The 19184-nt window shown below is 72.8% G+C and carries 17 protein-coding genes and 3 tRNA genes; 14 read left to right on the plus strand and 6 right to left on the minus strand.

What is annotated here, in order from left to right:
• Nucleotides 1–203: 203 nt before the first annotated feature.
• A complete protein-coding gene (locus ACIG87_RS19105; RefSeq protein ID WP_396851967.1) occupies nucleotides 204–986 on the minus strand; it encodes a tyrosine-protein phosphatase in 783 nt (260 codons plus the stop codon).
• 20 nt (nucleotides 987–1006) lie between these two features.
• On the minus strand, nucleotides 1007–1465 hold the full coding sequence (locus ACIG87_RS19110; RefSeq protein ID WP_396851969.1) for a PRC-barrel domain-containing protein: 459 nt from the start codon (nucleotides 1463–1465) through the stop codon (nucleotides 1007–1009).
• Nucleotides 1466–1739: 274 nt separating this feature from the next.
• On the opposite strand from ACIG87_RS19110, the gene cimA reads away from it, so the two are divergent.
• Nucleotides 1740–3323 (plus strand): citramalate synthase, encoded by a 1584-nt coding sequence (gene cimA, locus ACIG87_RS19115; RefSeq protein WP_396851970.1) that lies wholly within the window; start codon nucleotides 1740–1742, stop codon nucleotides 3321–3323.
• A gap of 16 nt (nucleotides 3324–3339) precedes the next feature.
• Here cimA and ACIG87_RS19120 read toward each other — a convergent pair whose 3' ends face one another.
• Nucleotides 3340–4317 carry an endonuclease/exonuclease/phosphatase family protein gene (locus tag ACIG87_RS19120; RefSeq protein WP_396852120.1) on the minus strand — a complete coding sequence of 326 codons (978 nt, stop codon included), beginning with the start codon at nucleotides 4315–4317 and terminating at the stop codon, nucleotides 3340–3342.
• A 357-nt stretch (nucleotides 4318–4674) separates the two neighbouring features.
• On the opposite strand from ACIG87_RS19120, the gene ACIG87_RS19125 reads away from it, so the two are divergent.
• The 7 genes from ACIG87_RS19125 to ACIG87_RS19155 all read left to right on the plus strand — a co-directional run bounded on the left by ACIG87_RS19125 (nucleotide 4675) and on the right by ACIG87_RS19155 (nucleotide 11360).
• Nucleotides 4675–5196, plus strand: coding sequence for a hypothetical protein (locus ACIG87_RS19125; RefSeq protein WP_396851971.1), 522 nt, complete (start codon nucleotides 4675–4677; stop codon nucleotides 5194–5196).
• 213 nt (nucleotides 5197–5409) lie between these two features.
• Entirely contained in the window at nucleotides 5410–6459 is a 1050-nt protein-coding gene (locus tag ACIG87_RS19130; RefSeq protein WP_396851972.1) for an AAA family ATPase, read from the plus strand.
• Nucleotides 6456–7457: a DUF58 domain-containing protein gene (locus tag ACIG87_RS19135; RefSeq protein WP_396851973.1), complete on the plus strand. Its 1002-nt coding sequence runs from the start codon at nucleotides 6456–6458 to the stop codon at nucleotides 7455–7457. The genes ACIG87_RS19130 and ACIG87_RS19135 overlap by 4 nt, the downstream gene beginning before the upstream one ends.
• Entirely contained in the window at nucleotides 7454–8413 is a 960-nt protein-coding gene (locus ACIG87_RS19140; RefSeq protein ID WP_396851974.1) for a VWA domain-containing protein, read from the plus strand. Before ACIG87_RS19135 ends, ACIG87_RS19140 begins: the two co-directional genes overlap by 4 nt.
• Before the next feature lie 60 nt (nucleotides 8414–8473).
• Nucleotides 8474–9337, plus strand: coding sequence for a S1C family serine protease (locus ACIG87_RS19145; protein ID WP_396851975.1), 864 nt, complete (start codon nucleotides 8474–8476; stop codon nucleotides 9335–9337).
• A 126-nt stretch (nucleotides 9338–9463) separates the two neighbouring features.
• Nucleotides 9464–9889 carry an alternative ribosome rescue aminoacyl-tRNA hydrolase ArfB gene (gene arfB, locus ACIG87_RS19150; RefSeq protein WP_396851977.1) on the plus strand — a complete coding sequence of 142 codons (426 nt, stop codon included), beginning with the start codon at nucleotides 9464–9466 and terminating at the stop codon, nucleotides 9887–9889.
• A 316-nt stretch (nucleotides 9890–10205) separates the two neighbouring features.
• Nucleotides 10206–11360, plus strand: a complete 1155-nt coding sequence (locus ACIG87_RS19155; protein WP_396851979.1) for a cellulose binding domain-containing protein — start codon at nucleotides 10206–10208, stop codon at nucleotides 11358–11360.
• Nucleotides 11361–11584: 224 nt separating this feature from the next.
• Here ACIG87_RS19155 and ACIG87_RS19160 read toward each other — a convergent pair whose 3' ends face one another.
• Together ACIG87_RS19160 and ACIG87_RS19165 are read right to left on the minus strand one after the other, a co-directional pair.
• Nucleotides 11585–12472, minus strand: a complete 888-nt coding sequence (locus tag ACIG87_RS19160; RefSeq protein WP_396851980.1) for a 3-methyladenine DNA glycosylase — start codon at nucleotides 12470–12472, stop codon at nucleotides 11585–11587.
• 33 nt (nucleotides 12473–12505) lie between these two features.
• Entirely contained in the window at nucleotides 12506–14149 is a 1644-nt protein-coding gene (locus ACIG87_RS19165) for a hypothetical protein (RefSeq protein WP_396851982.1), read from the minus strand.
• 156 nt (nucleotides 14150–14305) lie between these two features.
• Here ACIG87_RS19165 and ACIG87_RS19170 point away from each other — a divergent pair, with 156 nt between their 5' ends.
• The 4 genes from ACIG87_RS19170 (at nucleotide 14306) to ACIG87_RS19185 (ending at nucleotide 16039) form a co-directional block, all read left to right on the plus strand.
• Entirely contained in the window at nucleotides 14306–15109 is an 804-nt protein-coding gene (locus ACIG87_RS19170) for a fumarylacetoacetate hydrolase family protein (RefSeq protein WP_396851984.1), read from the plus strand.
• Nucleotides 15110–15214: 105 nt separating this feature from the next.
• Nucleotides 15215–15286, plus strand: a tRNA-Gln gene (locus ACIG87_RS19175).
• A 138-nt stretch (nucleotides 15287–15424) separates the two neighbouring features.
• A tRNA-Glu gene (locus ACIG87_RS19180) sits at nucleotides 15425–15497 on the plus strand.
• 466 nt (nucleotides 15498–15963) lie between these two features.
• A tRNA-Glu gene (locus tag ACIG87_RS19185) sits at nucleotides 15964–16039 on the plus strand.
• Nucleotides 16040–16330: 291 nt separating this feature from the next.
• Here ACIG87_RS19185 and ACIG87_RS19190 read toward each other — a convergent pair.
• Nucleotides 16331–17017: an IclR family transcriptional regulator gene (locus ACIG87_RS19190; protein ID WP_088646078.1), complete on the minus strand. Its 687-nt coding sequence runs from the start codon at nucleotides 17015–17017 to the stop codon at nucleotides 16331–16333.
• A 49-nt stretch (nucleotides 17018–17066) separates the two neighbouring features.
• Here ACIG87_RS19190 and leuC point away from each other — a divergent pair, with 49 nt between their 5' ends.
• Nucleotides 17067–18509: a 3-isopropylmalate dehydratase large subunit gene (leuC, locus tag ACIG87_RS19195; protein ID WP_396851985.1), complete on the plus strand. Its 1443-nt coding sequence runs from the start codon at nucleotides 17067–17069 to the stop codon at nucleotides 18507–18509.
• Nucleotides 18510–18524: 15 nt separating this feature from the next.
• Entirely contained in the window at nucleotides 18525–19112 is a 588-nt protein-coding gene (gene leuD / locus ACIG87_RS19200; protein WP_396851986.1) for a 3-isopropylmalate dehydratase small subunit, read from the plus strand.
• Nucleotides 19113–19184: the final 72 nt, after the last annotated feature.

The following is a 19184-nucleotide window of genomic DNA, read 5'->3' on the forward strand; positions in this document are numbered from 1 at the left end:
AGCCGGAGCCGAGGGAACGGGGGAGCGGGGGGCCGGGGGAGCGGGGGGCCGGGGGAGCGGGGGGCCGGGGGAGCGGGGAGCCCGCAGTATGCGGCTCGGGCGGGCAGCGGGTCCTCGTCGTCGTCGTCGGCACCTGTGAGTCGTTGACGTCATCAGCTCCATAGGACGCACCTGGGTATCTGGTGGCCTCCCCCTGCGGCGTGCTACTCCAGCAGGTGGTCGCGGAGGGCGGTGAGTTGGGCGTCGGTGACGCCGGCGTGCCGCAGGTAGTCCTCGACCGAACCGTGTCGCTGGCGGAGTTCGTCGAGGAAGAGCGACATCGCCTCGGCGGGGGAGCCCAGGAACGGCGCGGGGGGCTGCTGGGCGTCCGGCACGGTCTCTGCCAACCAGGCACTGAACCGTTGGGACGCCTCGGTGCTCAGCGCGTAGTCCTCGGCGATCTGGTCGTCGCTGACGCCGAGCACCGACAGGGTCAGCGCGCAGACGATGCCGGTGCGATCCTTGCCCGCGACGCAGTGCACCAGCACGGGCGCGTTGGCGCTGTCGGCGATCAGGCCGACCGCCTCGGCCAGTCCGGCGGTGCCGGTCTCGGCGAGGTCGGCGTACCGGTCGGCGAGGTAGCGGGCCAGGCTGGAGTCCGGCTCGTACGTCTGTTGCGCCCAGTCGGCGTGCTCGGGGTGGACGTGCCGGTAGGAGAGGCCGTCCAGGTCGGGCACCCGGCCGTCCCGGTCCACCTCGAACGGGCGGCGCAGGTCGATCACGGTACGGATGCCCAGGGCGCCGAACGCCTCCCGGTCGGTGCCGTCGATCCGGTGCGGGGAGTCCGACCGGTAGAGCCGGCCCCAGCAGACGGCACGACCGTCGTGGCCGGGGTAACCGCCGACGTCGCGGAAGTTGAACATCGCGGAGAACGGGATACGGCGGCTGTCTTCGATGGGGTTCACCCGGACACGGTAACGGTCGGCGGGGCGTGTGTGCGCCCCCACCGACCGTGCCGTTCGATCGACTACCGTGCGGTTCCCGGGGGCAGGTTGCCGTAGGTGTCGTCGTAGTAGCCGCCCAGCTTGTCCCGGTAGGCCGAGTCGCTGTGGCTGTTCTCGTCGTACTCGGGAGCGGCCTTGATCTGGTCCCTGGTGCGGTCGACGTGGACCTTCCGGTCGTCGTGGTCGACCTGGTTGACGGTGCCGGCCGGGAGCATCACCTTCTTGCCGAAGATCCACGGCCCGGTGTCGACGACCAGGTAGCTGCCGCCGACCTCGTGGCTCGCCTCGTCGATCTTGCCGATGCCGCCGTCGGTGGCCTCGACCTTGTAGCCGACCAGGTCGGCGTCGGCGACTCCGGCCTCGTCACGGTAGGTCCACGGGCTGAACGCACCGGCGGGGGCACCACCGGGGATCGCTCCCTGGCCGTCGTCGACCATCGGGGCGGTGGTGCCGTGCGTGGTGTGCGGATCGAGCCTGTCCATGGGAACTCCTGCCTCGACTGTCGCAGTCGTTATCGGAGAAAAGTGCTTCGTGTCCGCATCTGGGGTACCCGGCTGGCGTGCCGCGCACACCCCGTCCCGACATGTGGATTCTTCCTCCCAAAACCGGAGTGGGGTGGCAGAGTGGCGACCGTGACCAGCTCCGCCCGCATTATTGGCAGCTAGCGCGCCGGCCTCCCCTCTGCCGAGCGCGCAGACCTCCCGCATCCGCGGGGGGTCTTTTTGTTGCCCCGAAGGTCCGAAGAAGGGACTCGCGATGACGTTCCAGGTCTACGACACCACGCTGCGCGACGGCGCCCAGCGCGAGGGGCTCAGCTACTCGGTGATCGACAAGCTCGCGGTGGCCCGGCTGCTCGACGAGTTCGGTGTCGGCTTCATCGAAGGCGGATGGCCGGGCGCCGTGCCGAAGGACACCGAGTTCTTCCGCCGGGCGGCTACCGAGCTGAACCTGCGGCACGCCCTGCTCGTCGCCTTCGGCGCCACCCGTAAGGCCGGGGTGGCCGTCGCCGACGACCCGCAGGTGCGCGCGCTGCTCGACGCGCAGACCCCGGCCGTCGCCCTGGTGGCCAAGGCCGACATCCGGCACGTCGAACGCGCGCTGCGCACCACCGGCGCGGAGAACCTGGCGATGGTCCACGACACGGTCACCCATCTCGTCGCCGAGGGGCGGCGGGTCTTCGTCGACGGCGAGCACTTCTTCGACGGATACCGGCACGACCCCGGGTACACCGCCTCGGTGGTCCAGGCCGCGCTCGCCGCGGGGGCCGAACGGTTCGTGCTCTGCGACACCAACGGCGGGATGCTGCCGTCCCAGGTGACCGCCGCGATCACCGACCTGACCGCGCGGACCGGGATCGCCCCGGAGCTGTTCGGCATGCACGCCCAGAACGACACCGCCTGTGCGGTGGCCAACACGATCGCGGCTGTCGAGGCAGGGGTCCGGCACGTCCAGGGCACCGCCAACGGGTACGGCGAACGCCCCGGCAACGCCGATCTGTTCGCCGTGGTCGCCAACCTCCAGCTCAAGCTCGGGCTGCCCGTCCTTCCCGACGGCTGCCTGGAACAGATGGTGCGGGTCTCGCACGCCATCGCCGAGATCGCCAACATCGCCCCCGACACCCACCAGGCGTACGCCGGGGCCGCCGCCTTCGCCCACAAGGCGGGGCTGCACGCGAGCGCGATCAAGGTCGACCCGTTGCTCTACAACCACGTGGACCCGTCGGTGGTGGGCAACGACATGCGGATCCTGGTGACCGAGATGGCCGGCCGGGCCAGCATCGAGCTGAAGAGCCGTGAGCTGGGCCTGGACCTGGCCGACCATCCGGACGCCGTGTCGAAGGTGACCGCCCGGGTCAAGGAGCTGGAGGCGGGTGGCTGGTCGTTCGAGGCCGCCGACGCGTCGTTCGAGCTGCTGGTCCGCTCCGAACTGCCGGACGCCGCCCCGGTGCGGCCGTTCGCGCTCGAGTCGTACCGGGTGCTGGTCGAGCACCGGGAGGACGGCGCGGTGGTCTCCGAGGCCACCATCAAGATCCGGGTACGCGGTGAGCGGGTGATCGCCACCGCCGAGGGCAACGGGCCGGTCAACGCCCTCGACGAGGCGCTGCGGGTCGGGCTGTCCCGGCACTACCCGGAGCTGCGCCACTTCGAGCTGGCCGACTACAAGGTGCGCATCCTGGAGGGCACCCACGGCACCGGCGCGGTGACCCGGGTGCTGGTGGAGACCGCCGACGGCACCGGCCGTGACTGGACCACCGTGGGCGTGCACCCCAACGTGGTCGAAGCCTCCTGGCACGCCCTCGTCGACGCCCTCACCTACGGCCTCGACCACGCACCGGTCTGATCTGCCGCCCTTGGCTTCAGGGGGTGGGGAGGCGTAGGGCGGCCAGCACGGCGCGGTGGTCGGTGGCGGGTATCTGGTGGACGGTGACCGCGTGGACGGCGATCCGGCGGTCGACCAGGACGTGGTCGATGGTCACCGGTGGAATCGGATCGCCGTCGTACGGGCCCCACGTGCCCAGCAGCCCTGCCCCGACAGCGTCGGCGGCGTCCACGTATCCGCTGGCCAGCAGGGCGCGCAACGGGGAATGGTCGAGGGTGGCGTTGAAGTCCCCGGCGAGGATGCCGAGCTGACCGTCCGGGGTGGCGCGCGGCTGGGCCGCCAGGTCGGTGCGCCACTCGCCGACCACCTCGACCGACCACGGTGCCGCCGGGTGGGCCGACTCCACCCGTAGCGGAGGTGCGCCGGGTACCGCCACCGTTGCGTACGCCTGGGTGAACGCGAACCCGGCGTTGCGCCGGAAGCCGCCGCCGGAGAGTGGGAAACGGGCGTAGAGCCCGGAGCCGGTGGTGCCCACCTCGGGGTTGAGCTGGTGGTGGGGGAGCAGGTCGGCGAGGCCGGCCCGGTCGAGGGCGTCCTGCGCCGCCGGGGTGAACTCCTGCACGGTGAGCACGTCCACCTCGTGTCGGCGGACCAGCGCGACCAGGGTGGCCGCGTCGGCACTTCCCTTGAGCAGGTTGGCGGTGAGTAGCCGCAGCTCAGGCCCCCCGGCCGCCGGCTGTCCGGCGGGCAGCGCACGGGGTGCCACCGCCCCGACCAGGGCCAGTGCCGCGACCGTCGCGGCCACCGCCGGCCACCGGCGTCGCAGGGCGAGGGTCAGGGTCAGCGCCAGCAGGCTCCACCCCGCCACGTACGGGGTGAAGGCGAGCGCCTGCACCAGCGGGCCCCGGTCCATCCCCGCGAGGCGGACCACCGCCCAGGCGAGGCCGGGTGCCACCGCCAGCCAGCAGATCAGGGTGGCGGCGGGGCGTCGGCCGATGGACGACGGCACCGAGATCAAGAGCACGGCGGCCAGCCTAGTGGCCGATGCCGTTCCGCAGTGACTCCGAGCCGATTCATGAATGGGTGAGAGTTCATCTTTCGCAATTGTCAACATCATTTCCGTGATGGTGAAACGGGTTGGTCCGCTATTGACGCTCCGCTTTCCCTGGTGCTACGTTCCTCCTCGTTGAGGTGCCGCAACAGAGCGTAGTAATACCAGCTCAGGACGGTTGGAAGTGCTGCTCTTTCAACATTTCTGCTCGGGTGGGAGTTCTTCTGCCCGCGTCATTTCCGGCCCGTCCGCACCAGACCCATCCGGCTCGCCGAACGGTGGGCCGGCCGTATCGCCACGGTCACAAAAGGGAGACCTGTCATGGCCACATTCTTCAGGCGTAAGGCGGCGGCGGTGACGCTCGGCGTCCTGGCGCTCACCCTGGCCGGCGGCGGGATCGCCGTCGCGCAGCCGGCAACCAAAGCCCCGGCCGAGGTAGCTCAGCCGGGGGCGGAGCGGGCCGGTGCCACCGGGCAACCGCCCGTGACGGCGGCCGAAGCCCAGCAGGCCCGTACGGCGCTGAAGGCCTCACTCGCCCCGCCGGCCTCGGGTTCGGTCGCCTGGGCGGTCGTCACCAGCGGTGGCACCCTGCTCCAGCACTCCGGCAACGTCGTCTCGGCCACCAAGTACGGCGCCGGGCAGTACCAGGTGCTGCTCGACTACAGCGTGGTCGGGAAGGCGTTCCAGGCGACCATCGGCACCAACGACCAGTTCAACGTGCCGCCGCCCGGCGAGATCTCGGTCGCGCCCCGCAACCAGACCCCCAACGGGGTGTTCATCCAGACCTACACCTCCGGCGGGTTCGCCGCCGACAAGCCGTTCCACCTGTTCGTCGCCAACTGACGCGCCCATCGACGGTGCCGGCCCCCAGCCCGGGGGCCGGCACCGTCCGCTGTGGAACACGCGCGTGCGGCGTCACCGACGCGACAGGTGGCTCCTGCCGCCCCGCGCCGTTGCCGCCTCCCCGGGCGGGTCGTCCCGATCCGGGTGGGAAAGGGCCCGCCAGGGGCTCAATTTCCGACGTTTGCCTGCCCGCCGCCCCGGGAAGCAAGCACCGTGACGGACATCTCGGACACCCTGGCCAGCCTGCCCAGCCCGGTCGAAGCCGACGCGGCGGGCGCCGAGTTGGAACAGACCCTCTTCGAGGTCAGACGCGTGATCGTCGGGCAGGATCGGCTCGTCGAACGCCTTCTCACCGCGCTGATCGCCGACGGCCACTGCCTCCTGGAGGGGGTGCCCGGCGTGGCCAAGACGTTGGCCGCGCAGACCCTCGCCACCGTCGTCGGCGGCACTTTCACCCGCATCCAGTTCACCCCTGACCTGGTCCCCTCCGACATCGTCGGCACCCGGATCTACCGGGCCTCCACGGAGAACTTCGACGTCGAACTGGGCCCGATCATGGCCAACCTGGTGCTCGCCGACGAGATCAACCGGGCCCCTGCCAAGGTGCAGTCCGCGCTGCTGGAGGCGATGGCCGAGCGGCAGGTCACCATCGGGGGCCGGAGCTGGCCGGTGCCGGAGCCGTTCCTGGTGCTGGCCACCCAGAACCCGATCGAGTCCGAGGGGGTGTACCAGCTCCCCGAGGCGCAGCGCGACCGCTTCCTCATGAAGATCGTGGTCGGCTACCCGAGCGACGCCGACGAGTTGGCCATCCTCTACCGGATGAGCAGTGACCGGCCCCACCCGCGCCGGGTGCTCGACCCGGTCCGGCTCCGTGAGTACCAGCGCCGGGCCGCACACGTCTTCGTGCACCACGCGCTCGCCGAGTACGTGGTGCGGCTGATCCTGGCCACCCGCGACCCGGGCCGCTTCGGGCTGCCGGAGATCGCCCCGATGCTGGCGTACGGGGCGAGCCCCCGGGCCACCCTCGGCCTGGTCGCCGCCGCCCGCGCCCAGGCGCTGCTGCGGGGCCGCGAGTACGTGCTCCCCGAGGACGTCCGCGAACTCGCGGTCGACGTGCTCGCCCACCGGCTGGTGCTCTCCTTCGACGCGGTCGCCGACGGGGTCTCCGCCGAGGCGGTGGTGCACCGGCTGGTCCAGGCGGTACCGCCGCCGGTGCTCGCCACCGGCCACCCCGAGTACACGCCCGACCTGGCGGCGGCGTGAGACCCCCGAGCACACCGGCGCACGCCGAGCCGGCGCTGGCCGACCTCGCCCCCGAACAGCGGCTGCGCCGCCTCGAACTGACCATCACCCGTCGGCTCGACGGGCTGCTCCAGGGGCAGCTACGGGGCCTGCTGCCCGGCCCCGGCAGCGAACTCGCCGGCAGCCGCGAGTACCGCCCCGGCGAGGACGAGGTGCGTCGGATGGACTGGGCGGTCACCGCCCGCACCACCGTGCCGCACGTACGCGAGGTCGACGCCGACCGGGAGCTGACCACCTGGCTGTTGGTCGACGCCAGCCCCAGCATGGAGTACGGCACCGCCGAGCTGGACAAACGAGAACTCTCGGTGGCCGCCGTCGCCGCGGTCGGCTTCCTCACCGCCGGCACCGGCAACCGGCTCGGCGCGCAGGTGCTCAGCACCGGCGGGCTGCGCCGGTTTCCGGCCCGCAGCGGGCGTACCCACCTGCTGAGCCTGCTCCGTGCGCTGCTGCACGCCCCCCGGGCGGGCGTCGAACCGACAGCCACCCCCCAGGCAGACCCCGACCTGGCGGGGGCCCTCACGGCGGTGCAACGGGTCGCCGTCCGGCGGGGGCTGGTCGTGGTGGTCTCCGACTTCCTCGACGGGCTCCCCGACGACCACGACGCCCCGGCGCCCTGGGAGCCGGCGCTGCGCCGCCTCGCCGCCCGGCACCAGGTGCTCGCGGTCGAGGTCACCGATCCGCGGGAGCTGGAGCTGCCCGACGTCGGTCTGATCACCCTGGTCGACCCGGAGACCGGTCGACGGCGCGAGGTCTGGACCGGTGACCCGGCGCTGCGCCGCCGGTACGCCAGTGCCGCCGCCGCCGAACGCGCCCAGGTGGCCCGGGTGCTGCGCCGTAGCGGGGCCGGCCACCTGGTGTTGCGTACCGACCGGGACTGGACCGCCGACATCGTGCGGCACGTGCACGTCCAGCGGCGGCTGGCGGCGGCACCCGCCGCCAACCGGGGAGGTGTCGCGTGAACTGGCAGTCACCCATCCGGCTCCTGCTGCTGCTCGGGGTGGCCGCGCTGGCCGTCGGCTACCTGCTGATGCAGCGGCGACGCAGCCGGTACGCGGTCCGCTTCACCAACCTGCGGCTGCTCGACCGGGTCGCCCCGCAGCGCCCCGCCTGGCGGCGGCACGTGCCGGCCGGTCTCTTCCTGGCCATGCTGGCGCTGCTGGTGGTCGGCTTCGCCCGGCCCACCGCCGAGGTGCGGGTGCCCCGCGAACGGGCCACCGTGATGGTCGCCGTCGACGTCTCCACGTCGATGCTCGCCACCGACGTCGAACCGGACCGGCTGACCGCGGCCAAGGAAGCCGCCCGGATCTTCGTCGACGGACTGCCCGACGAGTTCAACGTGGGGCTGGTGGCCTTCGCGGGCAGCGCGGCGGTGCTGGTGCCGCCGAGCACCGACCGGGGTGCCCTGCACGACGGGATCGACCGGCTCGCCGAGGGGATCACCGGGGTGCAGGGCACCGCCATCGGCGAGGCGATCAGCGCCTCCCTCGGGGCGGTGAAGAGCCTCGACGAGAACGCGGCCAAGCAACCGCCGCCGGCCCGGGTCATCCTGCTCTCCGACGGGGCGAACACCTCCGGCGCCGACCCGATGGAGGCGGCCTCGGCGGCCGTCGCGGCGAAGGTGCCGGTGCACACCATCTCGTTCGGCACCCCGGGCGGTTTCGTCGACCGGGGCGGTCGGCCGATCCAGGTGCCGGTCGACGGGCAGACCCTCCGGGCGGTCGCCGACGAGACCGGGGGCGGTTTCCACGAGGCGGGCAGCAGCGCCGAGCTGCGCGACGTGTACGAGGACATCGGTTCCTCGGTCGGCTACCGCAAGGAGCGTCAGGACGTCTCCGCCCGGTTCATCGGGCTCGGGCTGGTGTTCGCCATGGGTGCCGCGGCCGGGTCGATGCGCTGGTTCTCCCGCCTGCCCTGAGCGGGTCGGCGCCGACCCACCTGCCCTGATCCGTCGGAGCACACAGTGAGGAGCGGACGTATGGCAGTACAGACCGGACTGGGTGAGCCCCGGGGCCCCTGGTTCCTCTCACCCGACCTGGGGTCGGACGGCCGGCCCCGGTGGGACGTACCGGGGTCGGGGGAGGACCCGTCCCGGTGGCGCAGGCGCGGCCGGTGGTGGACCGCCGCGGCGGTGGTCGTCCTCTCCACCGTCTCCGGCGCGGCGGCGGGCGGCTGGGTGGCCGGCCACGACGGGGCGGGCTCGACGGCGGCCTCGGCCGCCCCGGTCCCGGCGGAGTTGGTCACCGCCGCGCAGAAGACCGTCCCCGGGGTGGTGTCCGTGCTGGTCGGCGGGGGCGCTGCCGGGCAGTCGGCGAGCGGTTCCGGCTTCGCCATAGACAACGAGCAGCACATCGTCACCAACGACCACATCCTGGCCAAGGGGGGCGGTGGCGCGGTGACCGTGGAGATGCCGGACGGCCGCCGCTACGCCGCCGAGGTGGTGGGCCGGGAACCCGGCAGCGACCTGGCGGTGCTGAAGGTGCCGTCGGCCGCCGGGTTGGCCCCGTTGCCGCTGGCCAAGCCCCGGTCCACCCGGGTCGGCGAGCCGGTGCTCGCGGTCGGCTCGCCGCTCGGCCTGGCCGGCACGGTGACCGCGGGGATCGTCAGCGCTCTGAACCGGCAGGTACGGCTGGGCACCAGCCGGCGCAGCGCGGTGCAGACCGACGCGTCGATCAACCCGGGCAACTCGGGTGGCCCCCTGGTCAACGCCCGGGGTGAGGTGGTCGGGGTGAACACGGCGATCGCCACCATCGACGGCAGCGGGTCGATCGGCATCGGCTTCGCGATCCCCATCGACCAGGTGCAGCAGACCGCCGACACCATCATCGGCAAGGGCGGCTGAACCCCGCCGGCGCGCGCCCTGTCGCCCTGCACTCTGCCGGCGCGCGCCCTGTCGCCTCGCGCTCTGCCGCTCCGCACCCCGGCGACCGCGACCCGCGGCCTCACCCGGGGGCGATAGCCTCGCCACGTGGACGATGGACTGCGGGTGACCGATCGGTGGACCGTGCCCGCCGCCGAGCTGCGGGAACGGTTCTCCCGCTCGTCCGGGCCCGGCGGGCAGGGGGTCAACACCACCGACTCCCGGGTGGAGCTGATCTTCGACGTCGCCGGCACCACCAGTCTGCCCCCGGTGCTGCGGGATCGGGTGCTGGAGCGGCTCGCCGGCCGACTGGTCGACGGGGTGCTCACCATCGCCGCCAGTGAACACCGCGCGCAGCTGGCCAACCGGGAGGCGGCCCGGGACCGGCTGGCCGCGCTGCTGCGGGACGCCGTCGCCCCACCACCGGCACCCCGTCGCCCCACCCGGCCCTCGCGGGGCGCCAAGGAACGCCGCCTCGCCGACAAGAAGCGCCAGTCGCAGCGTAAGCGGGACCGCCGGACCGACGGGGACTGAGCAGTACGCCCTGCCTGGCATCCGGCTGCGCCGGGCGGGGCGCACGATCGGCCGACCGGCGGCCCCGGATGCCGCTCCGGCCCGGCCGGGTATCGGGTGGCTCATGATCCTCTACGTCTCACGTGCACCCGGCACGGCGTTTCCTGTCGCTCACCCGTAGACGATCATGAGTGTCCCCGGGTCTGCCGGGATGTCGAAGCGCTTCGCCAGGATGCGGGAGGGCGTTGAGTGTGGGCCCGTGATCTGTTGGGATGTCCGTGGGAGCAACCGGGCCGTCACCGACCGCACGTCGTCACGTGACAGGAGTCCCCTCACCATGCTCCGAAGGCCGTTCCTCTCCGCCCTGCTCGCCGCGTTCGCGGCCGTTCCCCTCACCCTGCTCGTCGGGCTGGTCGCCGCCCCGCCGGCCCGGCCCGCTGCCGCCACCCCGGTACGGGTCATGCCGCTCGGCGACTCGATCACCGGCTCGCCCGGCTGCTGGCGGTCCATCCTCTGGAACCGTCTCCAGTCCACCGGCCACACCGACATCGACTTCGTCGGCACCCTCGGCCCGCAGGGCTGCGCCCAGGCGTACGACGGGGACAACGAGGGCCACGGCGGGTACCTGGTGACGAACGTCGCCAACCAGAACCTGCTGCCCGGCTGGCTCGCCGCGACCCGCCCCGACATCGTGCTGATGCACTTCGGCACCAACGACGTGTGGAGCAACATCGCGCCGGCCACCATCCTCGCCGCGTACTCGAAGCTGGTGGACCAGATGCGGGCCAGCAACCCGGCGATGCGGGTGATCGTCGCGAAGATCATCCCGATGGCGCCACCCACCTGCGCCGAGTGCGGCCAGCGGACGGTGGCCCTGAACGCCGCGATCGACGGCTGGGCGGCGGGGAAGACCACCGCCGCGTCCCCGATCGTGGTGGTCGACCAGTGGACCGGGTTCAGCACCACGACCGACACCTACGACGGGGTGCACCCCAACGCGGCCGGCGACCAGAAGATGTCCGACCGGTGGTATCCGGCGTTGGTGGCCGCCCTCGGCGGGGTCACCCCGACGGTCAGCCCCACCCCGACGGTCAGCCCCACCACCTCGCCGAGCCCGACCGTGAGCCCCACGGTCAGCCCCACCGGGTCGCCCACGGTCGACCCGCCGACCACGTCACCGCCGGCCGGGGTCGCCTGCACCGCCAGCTACCGGATCACCAACCAGTGGCAGGGCGGCTTTCAGGGTGAGGTGACCGTGCGCAGCACCGGCACCGCGCGGACCACCGGCTGGCGGGTCGCCTTCACCCTGCCCGGCGGGCAGCAGATCACCCAGGCGTGGAACGCCGAGCTGGCCCAGACCGGAAGCGCGGTCACCGCGCGGAACGTGAGCTGGAACGGCGCGCTGGCCCCGGCGGCCGAGGCCGTCTTCGGGTTCCTCGGCAGCAGCACCGGCACCGCCACCGCACCGACGGCGACCTGCATCGCCAGCTGACCGGGTCCACCGGCCCCTAGCAGGCCGCCCCGTCGACCAGCCTCAGCGCGGATGGCGGGGCGGCCTTCGTCGGTGCAGCGGAAGCACGGGGTATCCACCTGCCCCGACAGGCGTACTCGGTACGGGTGCCCCGGCTGTCCCGGCAGTTGGGGCACCGGTCGGGTGGGCGGCACCGTCACACGGTGTTCGGGTCGACCGGCTCCGGCGTACGCACTGCCGGTCGGTCAGGTGCGGGCAGCCTCGGCGGTCCGGTCCAGCGCGGTCACCAGGCGGTGGCGGAGCACAGCGGCCTGCTGGGCGAAGTCGCGTTGCGCCGCCGCGTACTCGGCCCGACCCTCGGGGGTCTCCACCCGGACCGGGGGATAGCCGAGCGCGGCCAGGTCGTACGGGCTGGCCCGCATGTCCAGCGTCCGGATCTGCCGGGCCAGCGCGAAACAGTCCGCGACCAGTTCCGAGGCGACCAGCGGGGAAAGCTTGTACGCCCACTTGTAGAGATCCATGTTGGCGTGCAGGCAGCCCGGTTGCTCCAACGCGTGCTGGGTCTCCCGGGTCGGCTGGAGCAGGTTCAGCGGCCGGGCCGGCGCGGTGAAGAACCGGAACGCGTCGAAGTGGCTGCACCGCACGCCCCGCTCCCGTACCACCTCGGCGGTGCGGTCCGGACTGAGCCGCAGTGGCCAGGCGTTGTGCCGGACCTCCTCCTGGGTCTGCCGGTAGACCATCGCCCACTCGTGCATCCCGAAACAGCCCAGGTGCGCCGGCCGGCCGGCGGTCGCCGCCAGCAGCTCCCGGATCCAGGCGATCGACTCGGCGCGTCGGTCGCGTACCCGGTCGGTGTCGAGAGTGGCCCCGGCGGGGTCGGCGCGGTAGTCCCGGCCGAACTCGGCCGGGTCCGCGTCGCGCAGCAGCACCCCGGCGCCCGGGTGCCAACGGCGCAGCTGGGCCGGGCGGTACGAGTAGTAGGTGAAGAGGAAGTCCTCCACCGGGTGCCGGCCGCCGGTGCGGCGACGGGCCAGGTGCGGGTCCAGCCAGGCGGCCACCCGCGCCTCGTGTTCGGCCCGCCGGGCCCGCCAGTCGGCCGCGTCGAGGGCGGCGGGAGCGAGGGCGGCGGTCACGCACTTCAGGGTACGACCGCCGCCCGCTCCCGGTCAGGGCACGTCCACCCGCACCCCGGCGGAGAACACCCCGCTGCGCAGCTCCAACTGCTTCGGCTTCTGCATGCCGTGCACGGTGAAGACCAGCGGCAGCACCACCCGGCTGCCCGCCGAGACCGGCTCGGCGAAGACGTCCCGCCCCAGGTTCGCCAGCCGGGTGGCGTCCTCGTCGGTGCTCACCCAGGTCCCGCCCGGCAGGTACGCCCGTTGGAGCTGGCCGTGCCAGCTCTGCTGCTCCGGGGTGACGTTGCGCACCCCGACCGTGGCCTGACACTCCTGGCTCGCCGCCTTCGCGGTGCCGCAGGTCACCCGGTAGACGGTGAACTCGAACGCCTCCTCCCGCAGCGGGGTGCCGACGGTCCCGGTCATGCTGGTGCCCGTCCACGCCCCGGCGGTCGGCTGCTTGGTGGTGTCGATCGCGGAGACCTCCCGGGTGGCCGTCCAGGCGGCGGCGAAGACCACCCCGGCCAGCACCGCCGCGGCCACCCCCACCACCAGCCACACCGACGGGCTGCGTCGTCGCCCGAGCTGTCCCGGTGTGGCGGGTCGTGGATACACCGTCCCGCCGCTCGGGGCAGCCGGGCCACCGGCGTACGGCGGGTTGCCGGCCGTCGCCGGGGCGGTGCCGGTCGGCTCGACGCCGCTGGCCCGTCGCCGGGACCGCGACCACCACCAGAGCCCACCGGCCAGCAGCACCAGCAGCACCACGGCCGCACCCAGCAGGATCGGTGGTTGCCGCCAGGTCGGCGTCGCGGGCACCGCCGCCTCCGGGGTCAGCGCGCCGCGCCAGGTGGCGGTCCCGCAGTCGTACGGCTGGCTGCCGTCGCTGGTGTACGCGCAGGCCGGCGCGGTCAGCGCCTGGCCCGGCGCGGTGGCGGCCAGGGCGGTGTCCAGGGTCCGGGTCGCCCCGGCCGGTACGACGAGCCGCCAGGTGACCTCCCCGCCGCCGGTGGACCCACCCGGTCGGGTGGCCAGCCCGCCCGCGCTGACCGCGGTGGTCGACGTGCCGGCGGGCAGTTCCTGCCGGACCATGGTCTGCACCGTCGAGGTGCCGGTGTTGCGCACCAGGATCCGGTAGCCCGGCACCGGTGTCGCGGCGGGTGCCACGGCGACGGTGAGCTGCGGGGCCGGCCGGGGTGCACCCGGGTTGCCGGCGGTGGTCATCCCGGGGGCGGGCGCCGACGGGGTGACCGGGACGACCGCGCCGCTGGCCGCCACCCCGGGCGCGGCCGGCGCGGCCCGCGCCCCCCGAGGCTGCGCCGCCGCTGCGGCTGGTGTTCCTGCGGCGGGTGTCGCTGCCGCTGGTGTTCCGGCCACTGGTGCTGCTGCGGCTGGTGCTGCTGCTGGCACGGTGGCTACCGGTGGCGCTTTCCCTCGGGCCTTCGCCGCTGCCGTGGCCGTCCTGGCCGGGCCCGCTGCGGTGGCTGTCCTGGCCGGTTCGGCCGCTGTGGCCGCTCGGGCCGGGTCGGCCGCCGTGGCCGCTCGGGCCGGGTCGGCCGCTGTGGCCGAGGCGGCCGGGGTGGCCGCCGTCGCCCTGGTGGCGGGGCCCGTGCTGGGCAGCGCCGGTACGGCGGCGAGAATGCCCAGGCAGTTCACGAAAACCGCGAGGGCCCTGTGGTGTCGTCTCGATGCAGGCATACCAACGAACCTCCGGAGCCGACGGTATGAGCGCGGACCCTCCGGGCGGGTACGAAGCGCCGAACTCCGCCCGGAGTGCCGACCAATGCCCTAAGCTGCGCCGACGGTCTTCCGGGGGCCGACGGGTGGCGTCGAGGTGCGGGATAGATTGGCCGGGTGCGTATCGCTCGTTTCGCTCATGCCAAGGGAATGTCGTTCGGGGTCGTCGAGGGCGAGTCGGAGGCCGGGCCGCAGGGCCTGACCATCGCCGAGATCGAGGGCCACCCGTTCGGGCAGATCCAGTTGTCCGGTGCCCGCTGGGCACTCCCCGACGTCCGGTTGCTCTCGCCGATCCTGCCCAGCAAGGTGGTCTGTGTCGGGCGTAACTACGCCGAGCACGCCGCCGAGCACGGCAGCGAGGTGCCGAAGGAGCCGTTGCTCTTCCTCAAGCCGTCCACCTCGGTGATCGGCCCCCGGGACGCGATCCGGCTGCCGATCTTCTCCCGGCAGGTGGAGCACGAGGCCGAGTTGGCCGTGGTGATCGGGGCACCCGGTGCCCGCCGGGTCGACCGCGCCACCGCCGCCAAGGCCATCTTCGGCTACACCTGTGCCAACGACGTCACCGCGCGGGATCTCCAGCGTTCCGACGGGCAGTGGACCCGGGCCAAGGGCTTCGACTCGTTCTGCCCCATCGGCCCCTGGATCACCACCGATCTCGACGTCACCGACCTCGAGGTCCGCTGCGAGGTGGGGCGGAACCCGGACGAGATGGAGGTGCGTCAGCTCGGCCGGACCAAGGACATGGTCTTCGACGTGCCGGCGCTGGTGTCGTACATCTCGCACGTGATGACGCTGCTCCCCGGGGACGTGGTGCTGACCGGCACCCCGGCCGGGGTTAGTCCGCTCACCGACGGGGATACGGTCACCGTACGGATCGAGGGGATCGGCGAACTCACCAACTCGGTGGTGCCGGTCGGCTGACCGTACGACATCCCGTTTCCGCAGCTCAGAGGCGGTTTGAGGGATTGGATTTGGCCTGTTGGCGCAGGGAGGGTAAAGTTCCTTCCCGGCGCCACAAGGGGCCAATGGGGTATGGGGTAATTGGCAGCCCAACTGATTCTGGTTCAGTTAGTCTAGGTTCGAGTCCTGGTACCCCAGCGCAACCGCGGATTCATCCGAATCCCGGACGCTGGATTCTGACGGAGACCCGCTCCGTCCCCTCACCGGGGCGAAGTTGATCTCTGGCAGAGTGCAGCTTCCCCGCCCGGTAGGGCAGGGAAGCACAAGCTATGTTCTGGCCCCGTCGTCTAGTGGCCCAGGACGCCGCCCTCTCAAGGCGGTAGCGCCGGTTCGAATCCGGTCGGGGCTACAACGCTGACAGCCCGTCCCACTTCGGTTGGGGCGGGCTTCTTCGCATGCCCACCCGCCGTCCCCTCAGCCTCGGCACCCCATCCCTGCGGCCCACCCGCGCGGCCCTGGCACGCCGTCCCTGCGGCCTTGCGTGCGGTCTCCGTGGCCCATCCCTGCGGCCTTGGCGCGCGGCCGTCGCCCGTGCCGGGCCCAGCCCCGGGCCAGGTCGGCGGTGAGGGCAGTCCCCGGTCCGTCCCCCGGCCCCGCCCCGCATCCCTGCCGCCCGGGAGTGCCATCTCCGGGCCCCGCGCTTGTGGCGATGTTTCGGTTGTCCCGGCCCTCGGATACTGCTGCTCCGCCGACATGCCGTCGCGCCCGCGACGGGCACACCCGCAGGGGCCGACCCCCGTCTTGGGTGCCGGATCCCGGTGCCGTTAGACTACTGCCGCACCGCCCCACGGGGTGGTGAAGCAGAAAAAGTGCCTGGCCCCGTCGTCTAGTGGCCCAGGACGCCGCCCTCTCAAGGCGGTAGCGCCGGTTCGAATCCGGTCGGGGCTACCACAACGATCGGCCCGTCTCGCCCCCGCGAGCCGGGCCGATCGCCATTCCCCACCACCCCGGCCCCGCGCCCGTCCACACCGACGCGCCCTGCCCCGTCATCACGCGTGCGCCCCTCGTCCCGCTGACGCACCCCCACCCAGCCCTCTCGTCCCCAGCCCCCAGCCCCTAGCCCCGTTGATCAAGAGGTTCGCGTCACATCCGAAGATCGAAATGACGCAAACCTCTTGATCAACGGGGGCGGGTGACGGGGGCGGGCGACGGGGGTGGGGACCGGGGGACCGGGGGTGGGGGTTAGAGGCCGGAGAGGCGTTGGCCGGCGCGGACGACGGCCATGGCGTGGCGTTCGCCGGGGCGGCGGCCGAGGCGCTCTATCGGGCCGGAGATGCTGATCGAGGCGATCACCCGACCGGTGCGGTCCCGGATCGGGGCGGAGACGCTCGCCACGCCGGCCTCCCGTTCGGCGACGCTCTGTGCCCAGCCGCGTCGGCGTACCTCGGCGAGGGTGCGGCCGGTGAACTTGGACCGGGGCAGCAGTGGCATGACCGCCTCGGGCGGCTCCCAGGCGAGCAGGATCTGCGCGGCGGAGCCGGCCGTCATGGGCAGCACCGAGCCGACCGGCACGGTGTCCCGCAGGCCGCTGGCCCGTTCGGCGGCGGCCACGCAGACCCGCTCGTCAGCCCGGCGCAGGTAGAGTTGGGCGCTCTCCCCGGTGGCGTCGCGCAGGGCGGCCAGCAGTGGCTCGGCGGCCGTCAGCAGGACGTCCGGGGCGGCGTTGGCCAGCTCACCGAGCCGAGGCCCGGGGCGCCATCGCCCCTGGGTGTCCCGGACCAGCATCCGGTGGATCTCCAGGGCCTGGGCCAACCGGTGTGCGGTGGCTCGGGGCAGCTTGGTGCGTTCAACGAGTTCGGCCAGGCTGGCACCGTCGACGCAGGCGGCCAGGATGACCACCGCCTTGTCGAGGACGCCGACACCGCTCATACTGTGTCCCACAAGCCGAAACTTACCTCCCAGAATTTAGGATGTCCAGATGGTGGGAGTCACTCAACCGAGGACCCTGGCCGAGAAGGTCTGGGACGCACACGTCGTACGGACCGCTCAGGGCGAGCCGGACCTGCTCTACATCGACCTGCACCTGCTGCACGAGGTGACCAGCCCGCAGGCGTTCGACGGGCTGCGGCTGGCCGGCCGAGGGGTCCGTCGTCCCGACCTCACGCTCGCCACCGAGGATCACAACACCCCGACCGGGTACGACGATCCCTCGTTCCGGCTGCGCCGTGGTGACCTGCTGACGATCGCCGACCCGACGTCGCGTACCCAGATCGAGACGTTGCGCCGCAACTGCGCCGAGTTCGGCCTGCGGCTGCACCCCCTGGGCGACGAGAACCAGGGCATCGTGCACGTGATCGGCCCCCAGTTGGGCGTCACCCAGCCCGGCATGACGATCGTCTGTGGCGACTCGCACACCGCCACCCACGGCGCGTTCGGTGCGCTGGCCTTCGGCATCGGCACCAGTGAGGTCGAACACGTCCTGGCCACCCAGACCCTGCCGCAGGCCCGGCCGAAGACCATGGCGGTCAACGTCACCGGTCGGCTCGGTCCCGGCGTCACCGCCAAGGACCTGGTCCTCGCGCTGATCGCCCAGGTGGGTACGGGCGGTGGGCGCGGCCACATCGTGGAGTACCGGGGCGAGGCGATCCGGGCGCTGTCCATGGAGGGCCGGATGACGGTGGCGAACATGTCCATCGAGTGGGGCGCCAAGGCGGGCCTGATCGCGCCGGACGAGACGACCTTCGCGTACCTCAAGGGCCGGCCGCACGCGCCGGCCGGGGCCGACTGGGACGCGGCGCTGGCCTACTGGCGGACGCTGCCCACCGACGACGACGCCACCTTCGACGCCGAGGTGACCCTGGACGCCGACCGGATCACCCCGTTCGTCACCTGGGGTACCAACCCCGGCCAGGGTGCGCCTCTCGGCGCGGCCGTGCCGGACCCGGAGGACTTCGACACCGACGCCGAGCGGACCGCCGCCCGTCGGGCCCTGGAGTACATGGACCTCACCCCCGGCACCCCGCTGCGGGACCTCGCCGTCGACGTGGTCTTCGTCGGTTCCTGCACCAACGGCCGGCTGGAGGACCTGCGCGCCGCCGCCGACGTGCTGCGCGGCCATCGGGTCGCCGAGGGGGTACGGATGCTGGTGGTGCCCGGCTCCGCCGCCGTACGGGAGGCCGCCGAGGCGGAGGGGCTGGACAAGGTCTTCGCCGACGCCGGCGCGGAGTGGCGGTTCGCCGGCTGCTCGATGTGCCTCGGCATGAACCCGGACACCCTCAAGCCGGGCGAGCGTTCGGCCTCGACCTCCAACCGCAACTTCGAGGGCCGGCAGGGCCGGGGCGGGCGTACCCACCTGGTGTCGCCGCCGGTCGCCGCCGCGACCGCCGTGACCGGCCGGCTCACCGCCCCCGCCGATCTGTAGAAGGGCAGCCGAGAGATGGACAAGTTCACCACTCACACCGGCACCGCCGTGCCGTTGCGTCGATCCAATGTGGACACGGATCAGATCATCCCGGCCGTGTACCTCAAGCGGGTGACCCGAACGGGTTTCGCCGACGGTCTGTTCAGCGCGTGGCGGGAGGACCCGGCATTCGTATTCAACGATCCCGCTTATTCCGGGGCTTCGATCCTCGTGGCCGGGCCGGAGTTCGGCACCGGGTCGTCCCGGGAGCACGCCGTCTGGGCGCTGCGCGACTGGGGTTTCCAGGCGGTGATCTCGCCCCGGTTCGGTGACATCTTCCGGGGCAACGCGCTCAAGGAAGGGCTCCTCCCGGTCGAGCTGGAACTGGGTGCGGTCGAGCAGATCTGGGACCGGGTGGAGGCCGATCCGACCACGCCGGTCACCGTCGACCTGACCGCCCGTGAGGTCCGGGTCGGGGGGGCCACCTGGTCGTTCCCGCTGGACGACCACAGCCGCTGGCGGCTGATGGAGGGCCTGGACGACATTGGACTCACCCTCCGGCACCTCGCCGACATCGAGGCGTACGAGGCCGGTCGGCCGTCGTTCACGCCCGCCGTGGCCTAGCCGTACGCCCGACCGCAGCACGATTTTCGCCCCCACCGGTTCATCCGGTGGGGGCGAATCCGTTACGACACA

Source organism: Micromonospora sp. NPDC051925 (assembly GCF_044548625.1).
Taxonomy (GTDB): domain Bacteria; phylum Actinomycetota; class Actinomycetes; order Mycobacteriales; family Micromonosporaceae; genus Micromonospora.

Excerpts from the sequence above, each read along its gene's own strand:
- ACIG87_RS19110 (WP_396851969.1), bottom strand. The coding sequence starts at position 1,465 with ATGGACAGGCTCGATCCGCACACCACGCACGGCACCACCGCCCCGATG.
- cimA (WP_396851970.1), top strand. The coding sequence starts at position 1,740 with ATGACGTTCCAGGTCTACGACACCACGCTGCGCGACGGCGCCCAGCGC.
- ACIG87_RS19125 (WP_396851971.1), top strand. The coding sequence starts at position 4,675 with ATGGCCACATTCTTCAGGCGTAAGGCGGCGGCGGTGACGCTCGGCGTC.
- ACIG87_RS19145 (WP_396851975.1), top strand. The coding sequence starts at position 8,474 with ATGGCAGTACAGACCGGACTGGGTGAGCCCCGGGGCCCCTGGTTCCTC.
- ACIG87_RS19155 (WP_396851979.1), top strand. The coding sequence starts at position 10,206 with ATGCTCCGAAGGCCGTTCCTCTCCGCCCTGCTCGCCGCGTTCGCGGCC.
- ACIG87_RS19165 (WP_396851982.1), bottom strand. The coding sequence starts at position 14,149 with ATGCCTGCATCGAGACGACACCACAGGGCCCTCGCGGTTTTCGTGAAC.
- ACIG87_RS19190 (WP_088646078.1), bottom strand. The coding sequence starts at position 17,017 with ATGAGCGGTGTCGGCGTCCTCGACAAGGCGGTGGTCATCCTGGCCGCC.
- leuC (WP_396851985.1), top strand. The coding sequence starts at position 17,067 with ATGGTGGGAGTCACTCAACCGAGGACCCTGGCCGAGAAGGTCTGGGAC.
- leuD (WP_396851986.1), top strand. The coding sequence starts at position 18,525 with ATGGACAAGTTCACCACTCACACCGGCACCGCCGTGCCGTTGCGTCGA.